The sequence below is a fragment of the Xanthomonas fragariae genome (assembly GCF_900183975.1).
In the GTDB taxonomy this organism is placed as follows: domain Bacteria; phylum Pseudomonadota; class Gammaproteobacteria; order Xanthomonadales; family Xanthomonadaceae; genus Xanthomonas; species Xanthomonas fragariae.
In genome coordinates this window covers 2867352-2885879 of record NZ_LT853882.1, presented here as the reverse complement: position 1 = coordinate 2885879, position 18528 = coordinate 2867352, and the positions used below count along the sequence as shown (strand labels likewise).

General features: G+C 63.2%; 16 protein-coding genes. 2 read left to right on the top strand and 14 right to left on the bottom strand.

Annotated features, from left to right (window positions below):
• Positions 1-22 precede the first annotated feature (22 nt).
• The gene (locus tag PD885_RS13385) at positions 23-469 is read left to right on the top strand and encodes a CopD family protein (protein WP_002810810.1); all 447 of its coding nucleotides are present in this window, start codon (positions 23-25) and stop codon (positions 467-469) included.
• 159 nt (positions 470-628) lie between these two features.
• On the opposite strand, the gene PD885_RS13380 is transcribed toward PD885_RS13385, so the two are convergent.
• From PD885_RS13380 to lpxD, 7 genes are all read right to left on the bottom strand, one after another.
• Entirely contained in the window at positions 629-1588 is a 960-nt protein-coding gene (locus PD885_RS13380) for an acetyl-CoA carboxylase carboxyltransferase subunit alpha (RefSeq protein ID WP_002810808.1), read from the bottom strand.
• A gap of 142 nt (positions 1589-1730) precedes the next feature.
• Positions 1731-5315, bottom strand: a complete 3585-nt coding sequence (dnaE, locus tag PD885_RS13375; protein ID WP_002810806.1) for a DNA polymerase III subunit alpha — start codon at positions 5313-5315, stop codon at positions 1731-1733.
• Positions 5316-5539: 224 nt separating this feature from the next.
• Positions 5540-6277, bottom strand: coding sequence for a ribonuclease HII (locus tag PD885_RS13370; protein WP_002810803.1), 738 nt, complete (start codon positions 6275-6277; stop codon positions 5540-5542).
• Positions 6274-7503, bottom strand: a complete 1230-nt coding sequence (lpxB, locus tag PD885_RS13365; RefSeq protein ID WP_052032156.1) for a lipid-A-disaccharide synthase — start codon at positions 7501-7503, stop codon at positions 6274-6276. Before lpxB ends, PD885_RS13370 begins: the two co-directional genes overlap by 4 nt.
• A gap of 56 nt (positions 7504-7559) precedes the next feature.
• Entirely contained in the window at positions 7560-8351 is a 792-nt protein-coding gene (gene lpxA, locus PD885_RS13360; protein ID WP_002810798.1) for an acyl-ACP--UDP-N-acetylglucosamine O-acyltransferase, read from the bottom strand.
• Positions 8352-8374: 23 nt separating this feature from the next.
• Positions 8375-8836, bottom strand: a complete 462-nt coding sequence (gene fabZ, locus PD885_RS13355; protein WP_002810795.1) for a 3-hydroxyacyl-ACP dehydratase FabZ — start codon at positions 8834-8836, stop codon at positions 8375-8377.
• A complete protein-coding gene (lpxD, locus tag PD885_RS13350; RefSeq protein WP_002810792.1) occupies positions 8833-9846 on the bottom strand; it encodes a UDP-3-O-(3-hydroxymyristoyl)glucosamine N-acyltransferase in 1014 nt (337 codons plus the stop codon). The genes fabZ and lpxD overlap by 4 nt, the downstream gene beginning before the upstream one ends.
• A gap of 128 nt (positions 9847-9974) precedes the next feature.
• Here lpxD and PD885_RS13345 point away from each other — a divergent pair, with 128 nt between their 5' ends.
• Entirely contained in the window at positions 9975-10166 is a 192-nt protein-coding gene (locus PD885_RS13345; protein ID WP_002810791.1) for a hypothetical protein, read from the top strand.
• 83 nt (positions 10167-10249) lie between these two features.
• On the opposite strand, the gene bamA is transcribed toward PD885_RS13345, so the two are convergent.
• The 7 genes from bamA to pyrH form a co-directional block, all read right to left on the bottom strand.
• Positions 10250-12616 carry an outer membrane protein assembly factor BamA gene (gene bamA, locus PD885_RS13340; RefSeq protein WP_002810790.1) on the bottom strand — a complete coding sequence of 789 codons (2367 nt, stop codon included), beginning with the start codon at positions 12614-12616 and terminating at the stop codon, positions 10250-10252.
• An 83-nt stretch (positions 12617-12699) separates the two neighbouring features.
• Entirely contained in the window at positions 12700-14046 is a 1347-nt protein-coding gene (gene rseP / locus PD885_RS13335) for an RIP metalloprotease RseP (protein ID WP_002810789.1), read from the bottom strand.
• A gap of 26 nt (positions 14047-14072) precedes the next feature.
• Entirely contained in the window at positions 14073-15263 is a 1191-nt protein-coding gene (locus PD885_RS13330) for a 1-deoxy-D-xylulose-5-phosphate reductoisomerase (RefSeq protein WP_002810788.1), read from the bottom strand.
• Between the two features lie 2 nt (positions 15264-15265).
• Complete coding sequence (locus PD885_RS13325) at positions 15266-16087, bottom strand: phosphatidate cytidylyltransferase (protein ID WP_002810787.1); 822 nt, start codon at positions 16085-16087, stop codon at positions 15266-15268.
• Complete coding sequence (gene uppS / locus PD885_RS13320; protein WP_040762827.1) at positions 16084-16845, bottom strand: polyprenyl diphosphate synthase; 762 nt, start codon at positions 16843-16845, stop codon at positions 16084-16086. Before uppS ends, PD885_RS13325 begins: the two co-directional genes overlap by 4 nt.
• A 17-nt stretch (positions 16846-16862) precedes the next feature.
• Positions 16863-17420 (bottom strand): ribosome recycling factor, encoded by a 558-nt coding sequence (gene frr, locus PD885_RS13315; protein ID WP_002810783.1) that lies wholly within the window; start codon positions 17418-17420, stop codon positions 16863-16865.
• 348 nt (positions 17421-17768) lie between these two features.
• Positions 17769-18491: a UMP kinase gene (gene pyrH / locus PD885_RS13310; RefSeq protein WP_002810782.1), complete on the bottom strand. Its 723-nt coding sequence runs from the start codon at positions 18489-18491 to the stop codon at positions 17769-17771.
• Positions 18492-18528 lie beyond the last annotated feature (37 nt).

Here is an 18528-nt window from a genome sequence, read left to right as displayed (position 1 = left end):
CGCGAGCCAGCGGAGCCAGCGCATGAGCCTGTATTTGTGGATCAAGACCTTCCATCTGTTGTTCGTCATCGCCTGGATGGCTGCGGTGTTCTATCTGCCGCGCATCCTGGTCAATATCGCCGAGGCCGGGGCCGAACCTGCGGTGCGCACGCAGCTGGTGCTGATGGGGCGTCGTCTCTACAAGTTCGGCCACAGCATGCTGGGCCTGGCGCTAGTGCTGGGAGCGGTGCTGTGGCAGGGTTATCGAGTGATTCCGGACTTCCCGACGATGGGTCCCGGCGGCTGGCTGCACGCAAAACTGTTTGCGGTGGCGCTGATCCTGGCGCATTACATCGTGTCCGGACGCTGGTTGAATGGCGTCGATCGAGGACGCTCCTTGCCCACCGGCCGCGCGCTGCGGCTGTTCAACGAAGTGCCGGTGGTGTTGTTGGTCGGCGTGATCTGGCTGGTGCTGGCCAAGCCGTTTTGAAGCTGGGAATCGAAAATCGTTTAGAGCGGCTACCTGGAAGCCGGATTATTCCGGCCCGAGGGCATGCTCAGCAATTATTTCCGCAGCTTGTTGCAGACCGTCAGCGCAACGCAAACAGCAGGCCGCTCTGCCGATTGCCGATTCCAGCGGCGCCACTGATCAATTGCCTTCGTAAGCCCCGTAGCTGCGCAGGCGCTGGTAACGCTGCTGCAGCAGAGCATCGATGGGGATCTTTTCCAGCGTATCCAGCTCGTTGAGCAGTACGGCCTTCAAGCGCTTGCCCATCTGCTCGGGATTGCGGTGCGCCCCGCCAGTCGGTTCGCGGATCACCTTGTCGACCAGACCCAGGCCCTTCAAACGCTTGGCAGTGAGGCCGAGTTGTTCGGCAGCATCCTTGGCCTTGGCGGCGTCCTTCCACAGGATCGAGGCACAGCCTTCCGGCGAAATCACCGAATACGTGCCGTATTCCAGCATCAAAGTGCGGTCGCCCACGCCGATCGCCAGCGCGCCACCGGAGCCACCTTCGCCGATCACAGTGCAGATTACCGGCACCTTGAGTTCGGCCATTTCCAGCAGGTTGCGCGCGATCGCTTCGGACTGGCCGCGTTCTTCGGCGCCGATGCCCGGGTAAGCGCCCGGGGTGTCGATAAAGGTCAGCAGTGGCAGGCGGAAGCGCTCGGCCAGCTTCATCAGGCGCAGCGCTTTGCGGTAGCCCTCGGGGCGCGGCATGCCGAAGTTACGCGCCACCTTGGTCTTGGTGTCGCGGCCTTTCTGGTGACCGATGATCACCACCGGGCGTCCGTCGATGCGGCCCAGGCCACCGACCATCGCCTTGTCGTCGGCATAGGCGCGGTCGCCAGCCAGTTCCTGGAATTCGTCGCAGATAGTGCCGATGTAGTCCAACGTATACGGGCGCTGCGGGTGGCGCGCCAGCTGCGAGACCTGCCAGGCAGATAGGTCGCGGAAGATCTGCGCAGTGCGCACGCGCAGCTTGTCGCGCAGCGCACGCACCTCGGTGTCGACGTTGACTGCAGTGCCGGTGCTGGCCTTGCGCAGTTCCTGGATCTTGGCTTCCAGATCGGCAATGGGTTGCTCGAAGTCGAGGTAGTTAGGATTCATGCAGTGGGGTCGTCAACGTAAGGCGGGAAGTGTAGCCGAAGCGGTGCGCTTGGCCCGTACGGTGGGGTTGGGAGAATTGGGAATCGCGAATCAAAGCAAGGCGACCAGCCGTCTTGCTGTTGCGATTCGCGCTTCCCGATTTTCAAGCCCACGGTGGGTTGTACTTGATCTTCAACGTGCGTACTGCCGGATCGGCGCGCAGGCTGTCCATCAGTTGCTGATCGATGCGCACCGAGTGGCTGCCATTGAGATCAAGCATGCCGGCGACGCCGCCGCTGGGGGCGCGCAGCAGCAGATCCAGACGCAATGGCGTCTTGCCGGGGCGGTGCTTGGCCAATAGTGCGTCGACACGCTTCCAAGCCTGTTTTTCGCGCAGGTCCAGGCGCAGCGACAGCCGCTGTGCATGCTCGGCGCAGATCTGCTCGTAGTCCCAGCATTGGCGGATGCGCAGGCTGTAGCCGCCGTTGAATTCGTCCTCGCGCAGGCCGCCCTTGACGATCAGGATGCGGTCGCGGGTGAGCAGGTGGCCGAACTCGGCCATCGCATCGGAAAACGCACTGCATTCGACCCGTCCGCGACCGTCTTCCAACTGCACGAACACCTGGCTGTCGCCCTTGCGGCGTACGCCGATCACCAGGCCCGCCAGAATCGCACTGACTTCCGGGCGCCAGGCGCGTTTCTCGCCATCGCCGCCACCGCCGCCGCGTTGTTGCGAGGTCAGGATCTTTTCCAGCGAACCCAGGTCGCAACCGACCAGCTCGCGTACTTCGTCCCGGTGCGTGTCGAACGGATGGCCGCTGAGATAAAAGCCCAACGTTTCGCGCTCGCCGGTGAGCAACTGACCAAGCGGCCACTCTTTGCTTTCGGGCAGATCCAGGCGCATTGCCGGCACGCTCGGGTCCGGCCCGCCGAACAGCGAGTTCTGGCCCGAGGCACGTTCGCGCGCCATCTGCTCGGTGGCCTTCATCACCTCCGGCAATTGCAGCATCAGCGAGGCACGGTTCTTGCCCAGCCCGTCCATGGCGCCAGCATTGATCATCGCTTCCAGCGTGCGCCGGTTGAGCTTTGCGGTACCCACGCGGGTGCAAAAATCCAGCAGCGTCGTGTAAGGTCCGCCGCGCTGGCGTTCTTCGACGATCGCCTCGCATGCGCCCTGGCCGACGCCCTTGATCGCGCCCAGGCCGTATTGAATCGTGTCCGGGCTTGCGGCCTCGAACATGTACGCCGATGCGTTGATGCCCGGTGGCTTGACAGTCAGGCCGAGATTGCGCACTTCATCGAGAAAGCCGACCACCTTGGCGGTGTTGTCCATGTCCGAGGACAGCGTGGCGGCCATGAATTCGGCCGGGTAATGCCGTTTCAGCCAGGCGGTCTGGTAGCTGATCAATGCGTACGCGGCGGCGTGCGATTTGTTGAAACCGTAGCCGGCGAACTTCTCCATCAGGTCGAAGATTTCGTCGGCCTTGTGCGCGCTCACGCCGCCCTTGGCCGCGCCTTCGCGGAAAATCTCTCGGTGCTTGGCCATTTCGGCCGGCACTTTTTTGCCCATGGCGCGGCGTAGCAGGTCGGCGCCGCCCAACGAATAATCGCCGACGATCTGCGCCATCTGCATCACCTGCTCCTGGTACACCATGATGCCGTAGGTGTCTTTCAGGATGACTTCGGTGCGCGAATCCGGGTAGACGATCTCTTGCTTGCCGTGCTTACGCGCGTTGAAGTCAGGGATCAGGTCCATCGGGCCAGGGCGGTACAGCGATACCAGCGCGATCAGGTCTTCGAAGCGGTCCGGGCGCGCGTCCTTGAGCAGGCGGCGCATGCCTGAGGATTCGAACTGAAACACCGCGCCGGTATTGCCGGAGGCGAACACGCCCTTGTAGGTAGGCACGTCGTCGAGCGGAATAGCGGTGATGTCGACCGGGTCGATGCCGGCGCGCGAGTGGCGTGCGTTGATCGCCTTGACTGCCCAATCGATGATGGTCAGCGTGCGCAGGCCGAGGAAGTCGAACTTCACTAGGCCGACCGCTTCGACGTCGTCCTTGTCGAACTGAGTGACCGGATTCTTGCCGCGCCCGTCCTCGTCGTGTTCGGCGAACAGCGGGCAGAATTCGGACAGTGGCTCAGGTGCGATCACCACCCCGCCAGCGTGCTTGCCGGCGTTGCGGGTGAGATCTTCGAGCTGACGGGCCAGATCCATCAGATCGCGCACGTCGTCTTCGACCTGATAGCGCTGGATCAGATCCGGCGAGGCCATCTCCGAGTCCTTGCCTTCTCCCATCGCATCCTTGAGCGTGATGCCCAGGATGTTGGGGATCAGCTTGGCCACGCTGTCGACCAGACCATAGGTGAAGCCGAGCACGCGCCCGGCATCGCGCACCACCGCCTTGGCGGCCATGGTGCCGTAAGTGATGATCTGGCTGACCCGTTCGCGCCCGTACTTGTGCGCCACGTAGTCGATCACTTCGTCGCGGCGATCCATGCAGAAGTCGATGTCGAAGTCGGGCATGGACACGCGTTCGGGATTTAGGAAGCGCTCGAACAGCAGGTTGTAGGGCAGCGGGTCCAGATCGGTGATCTGCAGTGCCCACGCCACCAGCGAGCCGGCACCGGAACCGCGGCCCGGGCCGATCGGAATGCCCTGGTTTTTTCCCCATTGGATGAAGTCGGCCACGATCAGGAAATAGCCGGGAAAGCCCATCTCGATGATGGTGTCCAACTCGAATTCCAGGCGATCGACATAATCCTGGCGGTTCTTGCCCGGTGCGATCGGGCTCTTTTCCAAGCGTGCCGCCAGACCATCGCGCGACTGGCTGCGGATCCAGCTGTCCAGCGTTTCGTTTTCCGGCACCGGATAGGCTGGCAGGAAGTAGGTGCCCAGGCGCATCTCGATATTACAGCGTTGCGCCAGCGCATGCGTGTTGTCGATGGCGTCGGGCACGTCGGCGAACAACGCGGCCATCTCCTCGCCCGACTTCAGGTATTGCTGGTCGCTGTAGTGGTGCGGACGCTTGGGATCGTCCAGCACGCGCCCCGAAGAAATGCACACGCGCGCCTCGTGCGCGTTGAAGTCGCTGGCGTACAGAAAGCGCACATCGTTGCTGGCCACCACCGGCAGGCCGCGCGCACCGGCGGCATGCAGCGCGAACTGGTTGAAACGCTCTTCGCCGTCGCGCCCGGTACGGGTGATTTCCAGATGCAGGCCATCGCCGAACGTGCGCTGCCAGTCGGCGAGCTGCTGCTCAGCCAGGTCGGCGCGGCCTTCGCCGAACAGGCGCCCGGCCAGGCTGTCGCGGCCGGCCAGCGCAAACAGATTGGCGTGTCCGGCCTGCAGCCACTCGGGATGGATCGCCACCCCGCCTTCGGGCCGGTGGCCTTCCATCCAGGCGCGGGTGAGCAGACGCGACAGGCTCAGATAGCCCTCGCGATCGCGGCACAGCAGAGTCATACGCCAGGGCGTCATGTCCGGAGTAGCGATCATCACGTCGGCGCCGGCAATCGGCTTGATGCCCACGCCTTCGGCGGCCTTGTAGAACTTGACCAGTGCGAACAGGTTGTTCAGGTCGGTGACTGCCAGCGCGGGCATGTCGAGTTCGACCGCGCGGCTGAGCAGGTTGGCCTGCTTGGCCTTTTTCGGATCAGCCTGATTCGGTTTCTCGGGCACACGGATGGTGGAATCCGCCAGCGAGAACTCGGTGTGAACGTGCAGATGAACGAAGCGGGAAGTGGACATGCGGAACCATAACGATGCCCGGGCAGGGTAGCGGTGAGGGCGGAGGCGAACAAGGCTTGACAGGCGGGCAGTCGGGGCCGGAGACCGGGGACCAGGGAACCTGGGAAGGCGGCAGATCGGGCCATTCGAGCGGGACTGACCCTCCTGAGGCGCGCGTGACGGGCGTGCCACGCACCACGTTGAGCATGGATTCCGCTCGATCCGACCGGTCCGGCAATCTCTGCCTACGGCAATCCCGCCGCCGACCCGATCGGTAGCTGTTCCAGTTTTCCGGTCCCTGGTGCCGGGGTCCGGCTCCCTAGCGCCAACCTCACCGGCGCGAAGCTGCGGCGGTGCTGCGGGCACGGCCCATGGGTCTGCAGCGCGGCCAGATGTACGGGGGTGCCGTAACCCTTGTGTTGGTCGAAGCGGTATTCGGGGTGTTGTGCGTGCATCTCATGCATCAGGCGGTCGCGGGTGACCTTGGCCACGATCGAGGCGGCCATGATTGCGCGGTCGAGCGCATCGCCGCCAATCAACGCCTCGGCCGGGCAGGGCAATCCCTTGGGCACGCGGTTGCCATCGATACGTGCAAACCCGGCCACATGCGCCACACCTTCCACCGCGCGCCGCATGCCAAGCATGGTCGCCTGGTAGATATTGATGCGGTCGATTTCTACGCTATCGATCAGCACCACCGACCACGCCAGCGCTCGCTCGACGATGCGCGCGTACAGCTGCTCGCGCCGCTCAGCGCTCAGCTGCTTGGAATCGTCCAGCCCATTGATGCGCGGCTTGCTGGGGTCGAACACGACCGCCGCCACAGCCACCGGCCCTGCGAGCGGTCCGCGGCCGGCTTCATCGACGCCGGCAATCAGGCGCCGGGATTCGGCATGCGGGATGGGCGATTGGCCAAACAAGGGCGACTGGCGCACCTCGGCGTTGGCGTCATCCACTGGTAAACGTGGCGCAAAGACTTTCATGCTTTTGCTCCTGACCAATCCCGAATCTCCACTCCCGAATCCGTGCCTTCAAGCAGCTCCGCCACCGCATCCGCCGCGCGCGCCGAGGCATCGCGGCGCAGCACGGCGTGCAGCGCGAGATAGCGTGGCTGCAGGGCGGCGACTTTCTCGGGGTGCTTGAACCAATCGAGCAGGGCGACGCACAGCCGTTCCGGCGTACAGTCGTCTTGCATCAGTTCCGGCGCTAGATCGTCGTTGGCCAGGATGTTGGGCAGTGCGTAGCGGTTGACCTTGAGCAAGCCCAGCGTCTTGACGATGCGGTAGGTCAGCGGAGCGACCTTGTAGCCGACCACCATGGGGCGTTTGACCAGCATTGCTTCCAGCGTAGCGGTGCCGGAGGCCAGCAACACCACGTCGGCAGCCAGCATTGCGGTGCGCGCCTGGCCGTCGAGCAGATGCGAGCGCAGCACCGGCAGTGACGAGCGCGATAATTGTTCGGCCAGCAATTGCTTGCAGCAGGGGTTGGCCGCAGGCACCAGCACGTGCAGATTGGACAGTTGCTCGGAGAGCAGCCAGGCGGCCTGGAAAAACGTCTCGCCTAGCCGGCGAATTTCGCCAAGCCGGCTGCCGGGCAGCACCGCCAGCACGGTGCTGGACGCGGAAAGACCTAACTTGGCGCGCGCAGCTTCGCGGTCGGCCTGGTAGGCAATGTCGTCGGCCATCGGGTGGCCGACGAAGCGCGCATCTACAGCGTGTTTGGCGTAGATCGGCGGCTCCATCGGAAACAGGCACAACACCAGGTCGGCGCTGACGCCTAGCTTCTCTGCACGCTTCTCGCGCCATGCCCACACCGAGGGGCTGACGTAATGCATGGTGCGGATGCCGCGTTGTTTTAGCCAGCGCTCGATCGGTAGATTGAAATCGGGCGAGTCGATGCCGATAAATACGTCCGGTTTCCACGCCAGCACGCGCTCGCGGAACGCGTTGCGTAGCTTGAGCAGGCGCGGCAGATGCCGCAGCACTTCGGTCAGCCCCATCACCGCCAGCTCGCTGGCATCGAACCAGGTCTGGCACCCGGCACTGCGCATCGTATCGCCACCGATGCCGACAAACTCCGCATTCGGGTAACGTCGACGCAGCTGTTCGATCAGCCCGGCACCCAGGATGTCGCCGGAGGCTTCGCCGGCGATGAGGGCGATGCGTGGAGCGGAACCGAGGACCGGGGACCCGGGACCCGGCAAAAGCATGTCACCGCCGCAGTTGTCGTTACCAGCCTCCGGCCCCCGGCCCCCGGTCACGGTATTCATCGCAACAACGGCCTTTCTGCTGCTTCGATGAACTCCAGCAGGCTACGTACGTCCTCGCTGCTCTTGGCCTGTTCGGCCAACTGCAGTTTGGCATCGGCCAGTGGCAGGCCGGCGACGTACAGCGTGCGGTAGGCGCGCTTGATCGCGGTAATCCGCTCGGCATCGAAACCTCGGCGCTTGAGCCCTTCGCTGTTGATGCCGCGCGGGCGGCCCAGCGATTCGCTGCCGACCATGGTGAACGGCGGAACGTCGCCGTTAATCAGCGCGCCCATGCCCAGGAAGGCGTGCGCGCCGATGCGGCAGAACTGATGCGCGCCGGCAAAGCCGCTGATGATCACGTAGTCGCCCACAGTGACGTGGCCTGCCAGCGTGGTGTTGTTGGAGAACACGCAATGGTTGCCGACACGGCAGTCGTGCGCCACGTGCGTGTAGGCCAGCATCCAGTTGTCGTTGCCGACTACGGTAACGCCGCCACCACCGCCGGTGCCGCGATTGATGGTGACGAATTCGCGGATGACGTTGCCGTCGCCGATGACCAGTTCGGTGCGCTCGCCGGCGTACTTCTTGTCCTGCGGTTCGCCGCCGACCGCCGCATGGCCGATGAAGCGGTTGTTGCGGCCGATCCTGGTAGGGCCATGGAGCGAGCAATGCGGCCCCACCTCGGTTCCCGCACCGATCTCCACGTCGGCGCCGATCAGCGAAAACGCGCCCACGCGCACATCGTTGGCCAGTCGCGCCGAGGGGTCGATGACGGCGGTGGGATGCATCAAGGGTGCTTGATCACGCATCGTGTCTCACCTCCAAAAGAGAATTATTCTCTGCCGCCAGCGCACATGATGTCGGCACTGGCCACGACTTCGCCGTTGACCTTTGCCTCGCCGTAATAGCATCCCATGTTGCGAATCAGTCGCTTCATCTGCACCTCCAGAATCAGCACGTCGCCAGGCACCACCTGTTTGTTGAAGCGGGCGTTGTCGACCTTGACCATGTAGAACAGCTTGGACAGCGCATCGCGCCCCAGGCCGAGCTGGGTCATTACGCCGCCTGCCTGAGCCAGCGCTTCGATGATCAATACGCCAGGCATTACCGGGCGGGTCGGGAAATGTCCCTGAAAGAACGGCTCGTTAATGCTGACGTTCTTCTGACCGACGACGCGCCTGGCTTCGAGATCCAGCTCGACGACCCGGTCGATCAGCAGAAACGGGTAGCGGTGCGGGATCAGCGTCTGGATCTGATTGATGTCGATCGGCAGATCGTAAATGGGGTGACTCATTCTTTCTCCTTGCCCACAGCCAGGATACGCCGTGCCAGCACATCGAGTTGTTTGAAGCGCGCGGCATTCTTGCGCCACGTGCGATTGTCGGTGAGAGGGGTGCCGGACGAATACTCGCCGGGCGCATGGATGGAATTGCGCACCACCGACTTGCCGGTGATCACGACCTTGTCGCAGATCTCCAGGTGACCGACCACGCCCACATGTCCGCCGAGCAGACAGTAACGGCCGATCTTGGCGCTGCCGGCAATGCCGGTGCAGCCAGCGATGGCGCTATGTGCGCCGATGCGGCAGTTGTGAGCGATCTGCACCAGGTTGTCCACGCGCACGTCTTCTTCCAGCACGGTGTCTTCGAGCGCGCCGCGGTCGATGCAGGTGTTGGCGCCAATTTCGCAATCGTCACCGATCACCACGCCGCCGAGCTGCGGCACCTTGATCCAGTGGCCGGCATCCATCGCCAGACCAAAGCCGTCAGCGCCGATCACCGCGCCCGGATGGATGCGCACACGCTTGCCCAAGCGCACCCGCGTCACAAGGGTGACGCGTGCAAGCAGCTCGCAGCCGGCGTCTACAACGCAGCCTTCGCCGATGATGCTACCGATGCCGATCACGCAGCCATCGCCCACGCGGCTGTGCGCGCCGATACTGACGAAGGGGCCGACATGTGCGCTCGGCGAGATCTGAGCTGAGGGGTCGATCACCGCTGATGGGTGGATACCCGGTTCGCGCACCGGCGCCACATCGAACAACGCAGCGATCTTGGCAAAGGCGGTGTAAGGATCCCTGGCGACAAGGGCGGTGCCGCGCGCGGCCTCGGCATCCTCGGCGCGCAATACCACGACTGCTGCCTGTGTGTCGGCAAGCTGCGGCCGATAGCGTGGGTTGGACAGGAAGCTCAGCTGCCCCGTGCCGGCATGTGCCAGGGTGGCGACGCCGCTGACTTCGGTGGCGCCGTTACCGACGATGGTCAAACCAAATTGTTCGGCAATCGCACTGACGGTCAGTCGCATCCTGGTGAACCTCGCGTAAACGGTAAGTAGCTGGTTTTACGGAAAAAAAACGGCGCCAAAGTTGTGCCAAACAGTCAGGCGTATCTCTGGCTAGGCCGCAACTGTGCGGCGAACCCAGGAAGAAGCATATGAAAACTGTCATCTCCATTTTCGGTAGCCTGATCCTGCTGGGCGCTGTCACCAGTGCCTCGGCCGACGATTTCGCAGATCAGCGCGAAAACGCCCAGAACTTCTGGGACCAGCAGGTTCAGTGCGTGGATACGTCCGATTGGGGCGCCACTGCTAACTGCCTGGGCGCCGTTTGGAATAACTACCTCTAAGTCCGGTTTTCAGCCAGCAAACAGCTCAAATAGACAATGGCGGCCCGAGCATTCGGGCCGCCATTGTTTTGCCTGCGTTTCTTTTAGAACTGGCCGCCGAAAGTGAACTGCAGACGCTCGATTTCGTCGTTGTCTTCCTTTTTTAGCGGGAACGCGTAGCTGATCGAAATGGGGCCGACCGGTGCTCGCCACAGCAGTGCCACGCCGGTGGAGGCGCGCAGTTCGTTGGCGTTGAAGTTGTCCACGCCGTTGTAGACGTTACCGAAGTCGAAGAACGCCGAAACGCGTGCCGACGGGCTGTCGAACAATTTCGGGAAATACATTTCGACCGAACCGACGGTCTTGAACGAACCACCGAGCGGCTGGCCACGCGAATAAGAAAGGGTCGGTTCCGAGCGCGGACCCAGCGTGTTGTCTTCGAAGCCGCGCACCGAATTGGTACCGCCAGCGTAGAAGTTCTCGTAGAACGGCAGGCCGGTGGCAGTGACCGTGCGGGTCGATCCATCCGGATTGGTCAACACGCGCGAGCGGTCGTTGCCGTAGTTGTCGCCATAGCCCAACTCGAAACGCGTGTTCAACACGATCGCCGGAATGATCGGCCAATAGTTGGAGATCTGGTAGTTGAGCTTGTAGTACTCGACCGTGGAGCCTGGCAGGGTGGTTTCCAGGCCGACGCGCTGGTACATGCCGCGGGTCGGCATGAAGAAGTCGTTGCGAGTATCGCGTGCCCAGCCCAACTCGGTGCGCCATGCATGGAAGGTGCGGGTATCGATCGCGTCGATATAGTCGACAATCGCCTGCGGTGTAGAGCCAGCGAAGGTGGTGATCTGATTACTGTCGATACCGATCATTGCCGACACGGTGTCATTTTCGGTAATCGGCACGCCGAACAACACCTGTGCCGAACCATTCTTGCTGTTGTACTGCGCGGTGTTGAAGTCCGAGTAGTCCAACGCACGCCACGACAGGTTGTAGCCCAGCGATACGCCGTCGTCGGTAAAGAACGGGTTGGTGTAGGAGAACGCGTAACGCTGCTGATAGCTGCTGCGCGAGGCTTCCACCGCCACACGGTTGCCGCCGCCCAGGAAGTTGTTCTGCGACAACTGCACCGAGGTGGTCACACCGAAGCTCTGCGAGTAACCCAGGCCGAACACGAAGCTGCCAGAGGTGGTTTCTTTGACGTTGTAGACCACGTCGACCTGGTCGTTGCTGCCCGGCACCGCCGGGGTTTCTACGTCCACGCTCTCGAAGTAGCCTAGACGCTGAAGACGGATCTTGGAACGATCGATCGCGGCCTGCGAGTACCAGGTGTTTTCGAACTGGCGCATTTCGCGGCGCAAGACCTCGTCGGAAGTGCGGCTGTTGCCCTTGTAGAGGATGCGGCGTACGGTCACGCGCGGGCCCGGCACCACTTGCAGATTCACCGCAACCGTGCGGTCTTCGCGGTTCGGGGTAGGGATAGGATTGACCTTGGCGAACGCGTAACCGACGTTGCTCAGCGTATTGGTGATCGCATCGGAGCTGTATTGCAGAAGCGCGCGCGAGAAGATGTCGCCTGCCTTGGGGGTCACCAGCCGTTCGATGTCGGCCTGCGGCAGCACGGTGTCGCCGGTGACCTTGATCTCGGAAATCTTGTACTGCTCGCCCTCGGTGACGCCGGCGCTGACGAACATGTCGCGCTTGTCGGGGCTGATCGACACCTGGGTTGAGTCGATGCTGAAGTCCACGTAGCCGCGGTCCAGATACCAGGAGTTGAGCTTCTCCAGATCGCCGGACATCTTCTCCTTGGAGTACTGATCGTCGCGGCGATACCACGAGGCCCAGTTGTGCTCTTTGGATTCCCAGTTCTCCAGGATGTCTTCGTTGGCGAACTTCTCGGTACCGATCAGGTTGACGTGGCGAATCTTGGCCGCCTTGCCTTCCTTGATCGCGATGGCCACATCGACGCGGTTGCGGTCCAGCTGGCTCACGGTGGGGGTGATCTCGACGTTGTACTTGCCGCGGTTGTTGTACTGACGGGTCAGTTCCTGGGTCACGCGGTCCAGGCTCAGGCGATCGAAGGTGCCGCCTTCGGTCAGGCCGATGTCGCCCAGACCCTTGAGCAGCTCTTCTGACTTGATGTCCTTGTTGCCAGTCACGGTGAGCTTGTTAATCGCCGGGCGCTCCTTGACCGTGATCACCAGGATGTTGCCCTGGCGATCAAGCTGCACGTCCTCAAAGAAGCCGGTGCGGTACAGCGCACGGATCGAGTCGGCAACCTTTCCATCGTCCACGGTGTCGCCGCGGTTCACCGGTAAATAGGTGAACACGGTCCCAGAAGCGATGCGCTGCAGGCCGTCGACGCGGATGTCGCTGGCAACGAACGGCTCGGCGGCCAGGGCAACGGCTGACAGGCTGAGGCCGGCAGCAAGAGCGAGGGCAAGCAGGCTGCGAGTGGGAAGACGCGTCATGTCACATCCGGTTGGAGTCGATTTCGGGTGTTGCTGGATGCCGGCGTATGACGACGACAACAGGCGGAAAGAGTGGAGCAGCTTCATCGTGGAACCAGGCCGAGGATATCGTTGTAGAACGCCAGTCCCATCAGCCCGGCCAGGACCGCCATACCGACATATTGTCCGGCAATCATGGCCCGTTCGCTGATCGGGCTGCCCTTGACCAACTCAATAAGGTAATACAGCAGGTGCCCACCGTCCAAGATCGGGATGGGCATCAGGTTGATGATCGCCAGGCTAAGCGACAGCAATCCAAGGAAATACAGGAACCAGTCGAGCCCGCGTTCGACTGAGGCATTGGCGGCGCGCGCGATCGTGACCGGACCGGAGATATTCTTTACCGAGGCCTGGCCTGTCAGCATGCGCTTCATCATGCCGAGCGAATCGGCCGTCATTCTGCCGGTTTCGCGGATCGCCGCAGGCACCGCAGCGAAGACACTGTACTTCTGAAGGCTGTCGTACTCCGGCACCGGCGTAGCGGCCGGGCGGATGCCCAGCATCCATTGGCCCTGCGGCGATCTGCGCGGGGCGATTTCCAGCGCCAGGCGGTCCTCGCCTCGCGCCACTTCGATCATGCCGGGGCCGCCGTGCTTGCCCAGCGCCTGCACCTCGGGAATGATGTCCTCGGCCGAGCGGATCGGCTTGCCATCGATGGCGACGATGCGGTCGCCCGGCTTGAGCAGGCCATCGGCCACCGAGCCGGGTAGCACGTCGGCGATCACCGGCGGCTGCAGCATAAACTGCCAGCCAATACCGCCCAGCGAGGCGACGCGGCGCTCGTCGAAGCCGGCCGGCAACTGCGATAGGCGCAAGGTGTGCTCGCTGCTGCCGGCGTCGTCGGAGGAAGTCAAAACGCGGATGTCGCGCTTGTCCATCGCCGCGGTGGCCAGCTGCATGCTGGCATCGCTCCAGCTACTCACGCTGCGGCCATCGATGCGCACGATACGCTCGCCCGGGGTCAACCCGGCTTCGGCGGCCAGGCCATCGACACGGCCCACAGTGGCCGAATAATCCTGCTTGCCGACCACGAACATCGCCCACAACATCGCTATGCACAGCAATAGATTGGCGATCGGGCCAGCGGCCACGATTGCGACGCGTTGCCACACGGTCTTGCGATTGAATGCCTGGTCCTGCTCGGCTGGATGCACATCGCCCTCGCGCTCGTCGAGCATCTTGACATAGCCGCCGAGCGGAATTGCGGCGACCACGAACTCGGTGCCGTGGCGATCGCGGCGCATCCACAACGGTTTGCCGAAGCCCACAGAAAAGCGCAGCACCTTGACGCCGCAGCGACGCGCGACCCAGAAGTGTCCGAATTCGTGGAAAGTCACCAATACACCCAGGCTGACCATCATCCACCAGACCGAACCGATGAAATTACCCATGGATGCAACTCGGTTGCGTGGATCGATCAGGCATGAAGGGCGTGGTGGGCGAGGGCGCGTTCGGTGATTTGCCGCGCTTGCGCGTCAGCAAAAAGTAGGGTGTCGAGGGTGTCGGCATTGTGCCGCGGAAGCGTTGTCAGCGTGTGTTCAACCAACGCATGGATCGCTAGAAAACCCACTTGGCCCTGAAGAAACGCTGAAACAGCCACTTCGTTGGCCGCGTTCAGAATCGCAGGCGCGGTTCCACCTGCACGCAATGCGTCCCAGGCCAAGCGCAGACAGGGGAATGCGGCAGTGTCTGGAGCTTCGAAATCCAGCCGGCCCTGGCTCAGCAGGTCCAGCCCGGCGACCCCGGATTCGACTCGCTCCGGCCACGCCAGACCGACCGCCAAGGTGGTGCGCATGTCCGGCAGGCCGAGCTGGGCAAGGGTAGAGCCGTCGACGAACTCGACTAGCGAATGCACCAGACTTTGCGGGTGTACCAGCACATCTATCTGCGCGCCGGGAAGGCCAAACAGGTGATGCGCTTCGATGACTTCCAGACCTTTATTCATCAAGGTCGCCGAATCCACCGAAATCTTCGGGCCCATCGACCACTTGGGATGCGAAACGGCTTGCGCGGGCGTGACCGCCGCCAGCGCGGCGCGGTCCCAGCCACGGAACGGGCCGCCGGACGCGGTTAGGATCACCCGACGCACGCCGCCGCTGGCGTCGCAGGAGCGCAGACACTGAAAGATGGCGCTGTGCTCGCTGTCGATCGGAATGATTTCCGCGCCAGCGGCGGCTGCGGTGCGGGTCAGCAGCTCGCCGGCCAGCACCAACGATTCCTTGTTGGCCAGCAACAGCCGTTTGCCGGCGCGGGCAGCGGCCAGGGTGGAGGGTAGCCCGGTCGCGCCGACAATGGCAGCCACCACAGTGTCGCAGGCATCGCTGCCGGCCAGCGCGTCCAACGCCGCGGAACCGGCATGCGCCTGGGTTGCCAAGCCCCGCGCACGCAACCCATCGCGCAACGCCGGGTACAGGGAGTCGTCCGCGATCACCGCATGCGTCGGCCGATGCATGGCGCACAGCGCCAGCAGCTCATCGATCTTGCTGCCGGCCGACAACACGCTGGCGCGCAATCGCTCTGGGTGGCGCGCGATTACGTCCAGTGCCGATGCACCGATCGAGCCGGTCGCGCCGAACACGGCGACCTGACGGGGAGAGGAGCCAGCCATGCCTAGAACCCGAGAATTTCCTTGCCGAGTGCGAACACCGGCAGGGCGGCGAGCACGCCATCTATCCGATCCAGCACGCCGCCGTGGCCCGGAATCACCGTGCCCGAGTCCTTGGCGCCCGCCTGGCGCTTGAGCAGACTCTCGAACAGATCGCCCAGTACAGAGGCCAGCACCGCGACTGCGGAGAGCAGCATCAGCTGCGGCACACGCGCCAGGGTCAGCCCGGCCAGCCAGCCGAATGCGCAGGCGACCGCGATACCGGCGAGCATTCCGCCGAGCAGACCTTCGATGGTTTTGTTGGGACTGATCCGCTGCGCCAGTTTGTGCTTACCGAAGGCGCGACCGGCGAAGTATGCGGCTGAGTCGGCCGCCCATACCATGGTCAGCGCGGTCAGCAGCCACAGGTTGCCCTTGTCCGGATTGGCATGCAGCAGTACCAGTGCGGCCCATGCTGGCAGCAACGCCAACGTGCCTGCGGCCAGCTTGAGCGCGCGCGCCTGGCCGTTGCCGGCACCAAAGGTGAAAAAGCGCAGCCAAAGCAATGCCACCAACCACCACGCCACGCCTACCAGCGTGGCAATCTCGAAAAGCACCATGGAGCCAGCCGACGCCCACACCATCAGCACCATCAGCAGCAGATTGAGCACCAGCAGCACGGTGCGCGGCAGGCTGTCGTCGATGCCAGAGAGCTTGAGCCACTCCCACAGTCCGGTCAGGAACAGGATCGCCGCCAGCGCCGCCAGCCACTGCGTGGGCAGCAGCACGATCGCGCAAATGGCGAGCGGCGCCATGATCAGCGCGGCAATCACGCGGGTCTTGGTCATGCGGAGGAGCTCTCCGTCGCCTTGTCGGCAATCTGGTCGCTGGTCAGGCCGAAGCGACGCTCGCGCCCGGCGTAGTCATCCAGCGCCTGCTGCAGCACGCCGGCATCGAACTCCGGCCACAAGGTTTCGGTGAACCACAGCTCGGTGTAGGCGAGCTGCCACAGCAGGAAATTGCTGATGCGGGTGTCGCCACCGGTGCGGATAAATAGATCCGGCGCCGGCAGATCGGCCAGTGCGACCCGGCTGGAAAGCAGGGCTTCGTTGATCTGTTGCGGCTGCAGGCGACCGGCGGCCACGTCTTCGGCCAGTGCGCGTGCGGCCATCGCAATGTCCTGGCGGCCGCCGTAGCTGGCGGCGATGCTCAGTATCAGGCGCGAATTGGCCGCTGTCATGCGTTCGGCACCGGCCATGCGGTCGCGCAAGTGAGCCGCGAAGCGACTGCGGTCGCCGATAAAGCGCACTTGCACGCCACGTCGCTGCAGTTCTTCGACCTCTCGGTCGAGCGCATGCAAAAACAGCTTCATCAGCGCGTCGATTTCGTCCTGCGGGCGGCCCCAGTTTTCACTGGAAAACGCGAACAGCGTCAGTGCCGAGACGCCTTTTTCCAGGCAGAAATCGATGGTGCGATTGACCGCCCGCGCGCCCGCGCGATGACCGATCACGCGTGGACGCCGCCGACGCTGCGCCCAACGCCCATTGCCATCCATGATGATGGCAATGTGGCGCGGCACAGCGGCGGCGGAAGGTGCTGGATGCATGGCAGAAGATGCCACGATCAGACCGTCATCAATTCCTGTTCCTTGTCCTTGACGACCTCATCCACGTCTTTGATGGCCTTATCGGTCAGCTTCTGGATCTCGTCTTCCGAGCTGCGTGCCTCGTCTTCGGTGACCTTCTTGTCCTTGAGCAGATCCTTGACCTGCTGGTTGGCATCGCGACGGATATTGCGGATGGCCACCTTGCTGTCTTCGCCTTCGCCATGCACGGCCTTGCTGAGCTCCTTGCGGCGCTCCTCGGTCAACGGCGGAAGGTTCAGACGGATCACGGTGCCTACCACGGTCGGGGTCAGGCCCAGATCCGAGGCGTAAATCGCTTTCTCGACGTCCTTGATCATGCTCTTGTCGAACAGGCTGATCACCAGCGAGCGGCCCTCGGACACGCTGATGCTGGCAACCTGGTTGAGCGGAGTGTCGGTGCCATATGCCTTGACCTTGATGCCGTCCAGCAACGCCGGTGAGGCGCGCCCGGTACGCACGGTGGTCAGTGAATGGCGTAGAGCATCGATGCTCTTGGTCATGCGCGTCTGCGCGTCTTGTTTGATCTGGTTGAGCATCGCCGAAATCCGTGTGGAGCTGAGTGCGGGGATTATAGCCGGGACTGAGGTTTCCCGACTCGCAGGCCGTCGGGGTCCTGCGCAGCCGGTTCACTTGTGGCGCCGCGCTTCACGCCCGGTGCCGCTGTCAGTTAGGGAAGCTCTGAACAACGCTCCCATGAGCTTTCAATCAACAACCGAGGCAATCGCCGCTATGCGTAAATGCTTGATTTTCAGCGCGGACGATCGTCACGTTTGAGCGAAGTCCGAAGCTCGCTCGCCACGTCGTGAGTTGTTCAAAGGTTCCTTGGGTGTCAGCGCAGTCGCTGGGGCTGCGCTTTTGCGATTCCCCAATCCCGATTCCCGGCCTCAGCTGCGGCCCTGGACCAAGGTGCCGATCTGTTCGCCATGCAGGATGCGCAGCAGCACGCCCGGCTCGCTCATGCCGAAGATGCGCAGCGGCAGGTCGCTGTCGCGCGCCAATGCGAATGCGGCCGTGTCCATCACTTCCAGACCCTGCATGATGACCTGATCGTAGGTCAGTCTGTCGTAACGCACTGCATCGGTGTGCTTCTTCGGGTCCTTGTCGTACACGCCGTCGACCTTGGTTGCCTTGAGCAGCAGGTCGGCGCCGATCTCAATCGCGCGCAGGGCGGCGCCCGAGTCGGTGGTGAAAAATGGGTTGCCAGTGCCGGCGGCGAAGATCGCGATGCGGCCCTTTTCCAGATGACGGATTGCGCGACGGCGGATGAAGTCTTCGCAGACGTCGTTGATCTTGATCGCGCTCATCACGCGCACTTTGGCTCCGAGCTTTTCCAGCGCATCTTGCATCGCCAGCGCGTTGATCACCGTAGCCAGCATGCCCATGTGGTCGCCGGTGACGCGGTCCATGCCGCTAGCGGCCAGGCCGGCGCCGCGGAAGATGTTGCCGCCGCCGATCACCAAAGCGACCTGTGCGCCGGCTTGCTGCGCTTCGATCACTTCCTGGGCGAGGCGATTGATGACTTTGGGATCGATGCCGTAATCCCCGTCTCCCATCAGCGCCTCCCCGGAAAGTTTGAGAAGAATGCGGCGATAGGGAAATTCAGACATAGGGAAAACCTCGGGGGTGGGGGGATCGGCAAATGCC

Bases quoted from the DNA above. Each gene is read 5' to 3' on its own strand.
- PD885_RS13345 (WP_002810791.1), top strand. From the start codon at position 9,975: ATGAAAACTGTCATCTCCATTTTCGGTAGCCTGATCCTGCTGGGCGCT.
- pyrH (WP_002810782.1), bottom strand. From the start codon at position 18,491: ATGTCTGAATTTCCCTATCGCCGCATTCTTCTCAAACTTTCCGGGGAG.
- lpxD (WP_002810792.1), bottom strand. From the start codon at position 9,846: ATGCGACTGACCGTCAGTGCGATTGCCGAACAATTTGGTTTGACCATC.
- fabZ (WP_002810795.1), bottom strand. From the start codon at position 8,836: ATGAGTCACCCCATTTACGATCTGCCGATCGACATCAATCAGATCCAG.
- rseP (WP_002810789.1), bottom strand. From the start codon at position 14,046: ATGGGTAATTTCATCGGTTCGGTCTGGTGGATGATGGTCAGCCTGGGT.
- PD885_RS13330 (WP_002810788.1), bottom strand. From the start codon at position 15,263: ATGGCTGGCTCCTCTCCCCGTCAGGTCGCCGTGTTCGGCGCGACCGGC.
- dnaE (WP_002810806.1), bottom strand. From the start codon at position 5,315: ATGTCCACTTCCCGCTTCGTTCATCTGCACGTTCACACCGAGTTCTCG.
- bamA (WP_002810790.1), bottom strand. From the start codon at position 12,616: ATGACGCGTCTTCCCACTCGCAGCCTGCTTGCCCTCGCTCTTGCTGCC.
- lpxA (WP_002810798.1), bottom strand. From the start codon at position 8,351: ATGCGTGATCAAGCACCCTTGATGCATCCCACCGCCGTCATCGACCCC.
- PD885_RS13380 (WP_002810808.1), bottom strand. From the start codon at position 1,588: ATGAATCCTAACTACCTCGACTTCGAGCAACCCATTGCCGATCTGGAA.
- PD885_RS13370 (WP_002810803.1), bottom strand. From the start codon at position 6,277: ATGAAAGTCTTTGCGCCACGTTTACCAGTGGATGACGCCAACGCCGAG.
- uppS (WP_040762827.1), bottom strand. From the start codon at position 16,845: ATGCATCCAGCACCTTCCGCCGCCGCTGTGCCGCGCCACATTGCCATC.
- PD885_RS13385 (WP_002810810.1), top strand. From the start codon at position 23: ATGAGCCTGTATTTGTGGATCAAGACCTTCCATCTGTTGTTCGTCATC.
- frr (WP_002810783.1), bottom strand. From the start codon at position 17,420: ATGCTCAACCAGATCAAACAAGACGCGCAGACGCGCATGACCAAGAGC.
- PD885_RS13325 (WP_002810787.1), bottom strand. From the start codon at position 16,087: ATGACCAAGACCCGCGTGATTGCCGCGCTGATCATGGCGCCGCTCGCC.
- lpxB (WP_052032156.1), bottom strand. From the start codon at position 7,503: ATGCTTTTGCCGGGTCCCGGGTCCCCGGTCCTCGGTTCCGCTCCACGC.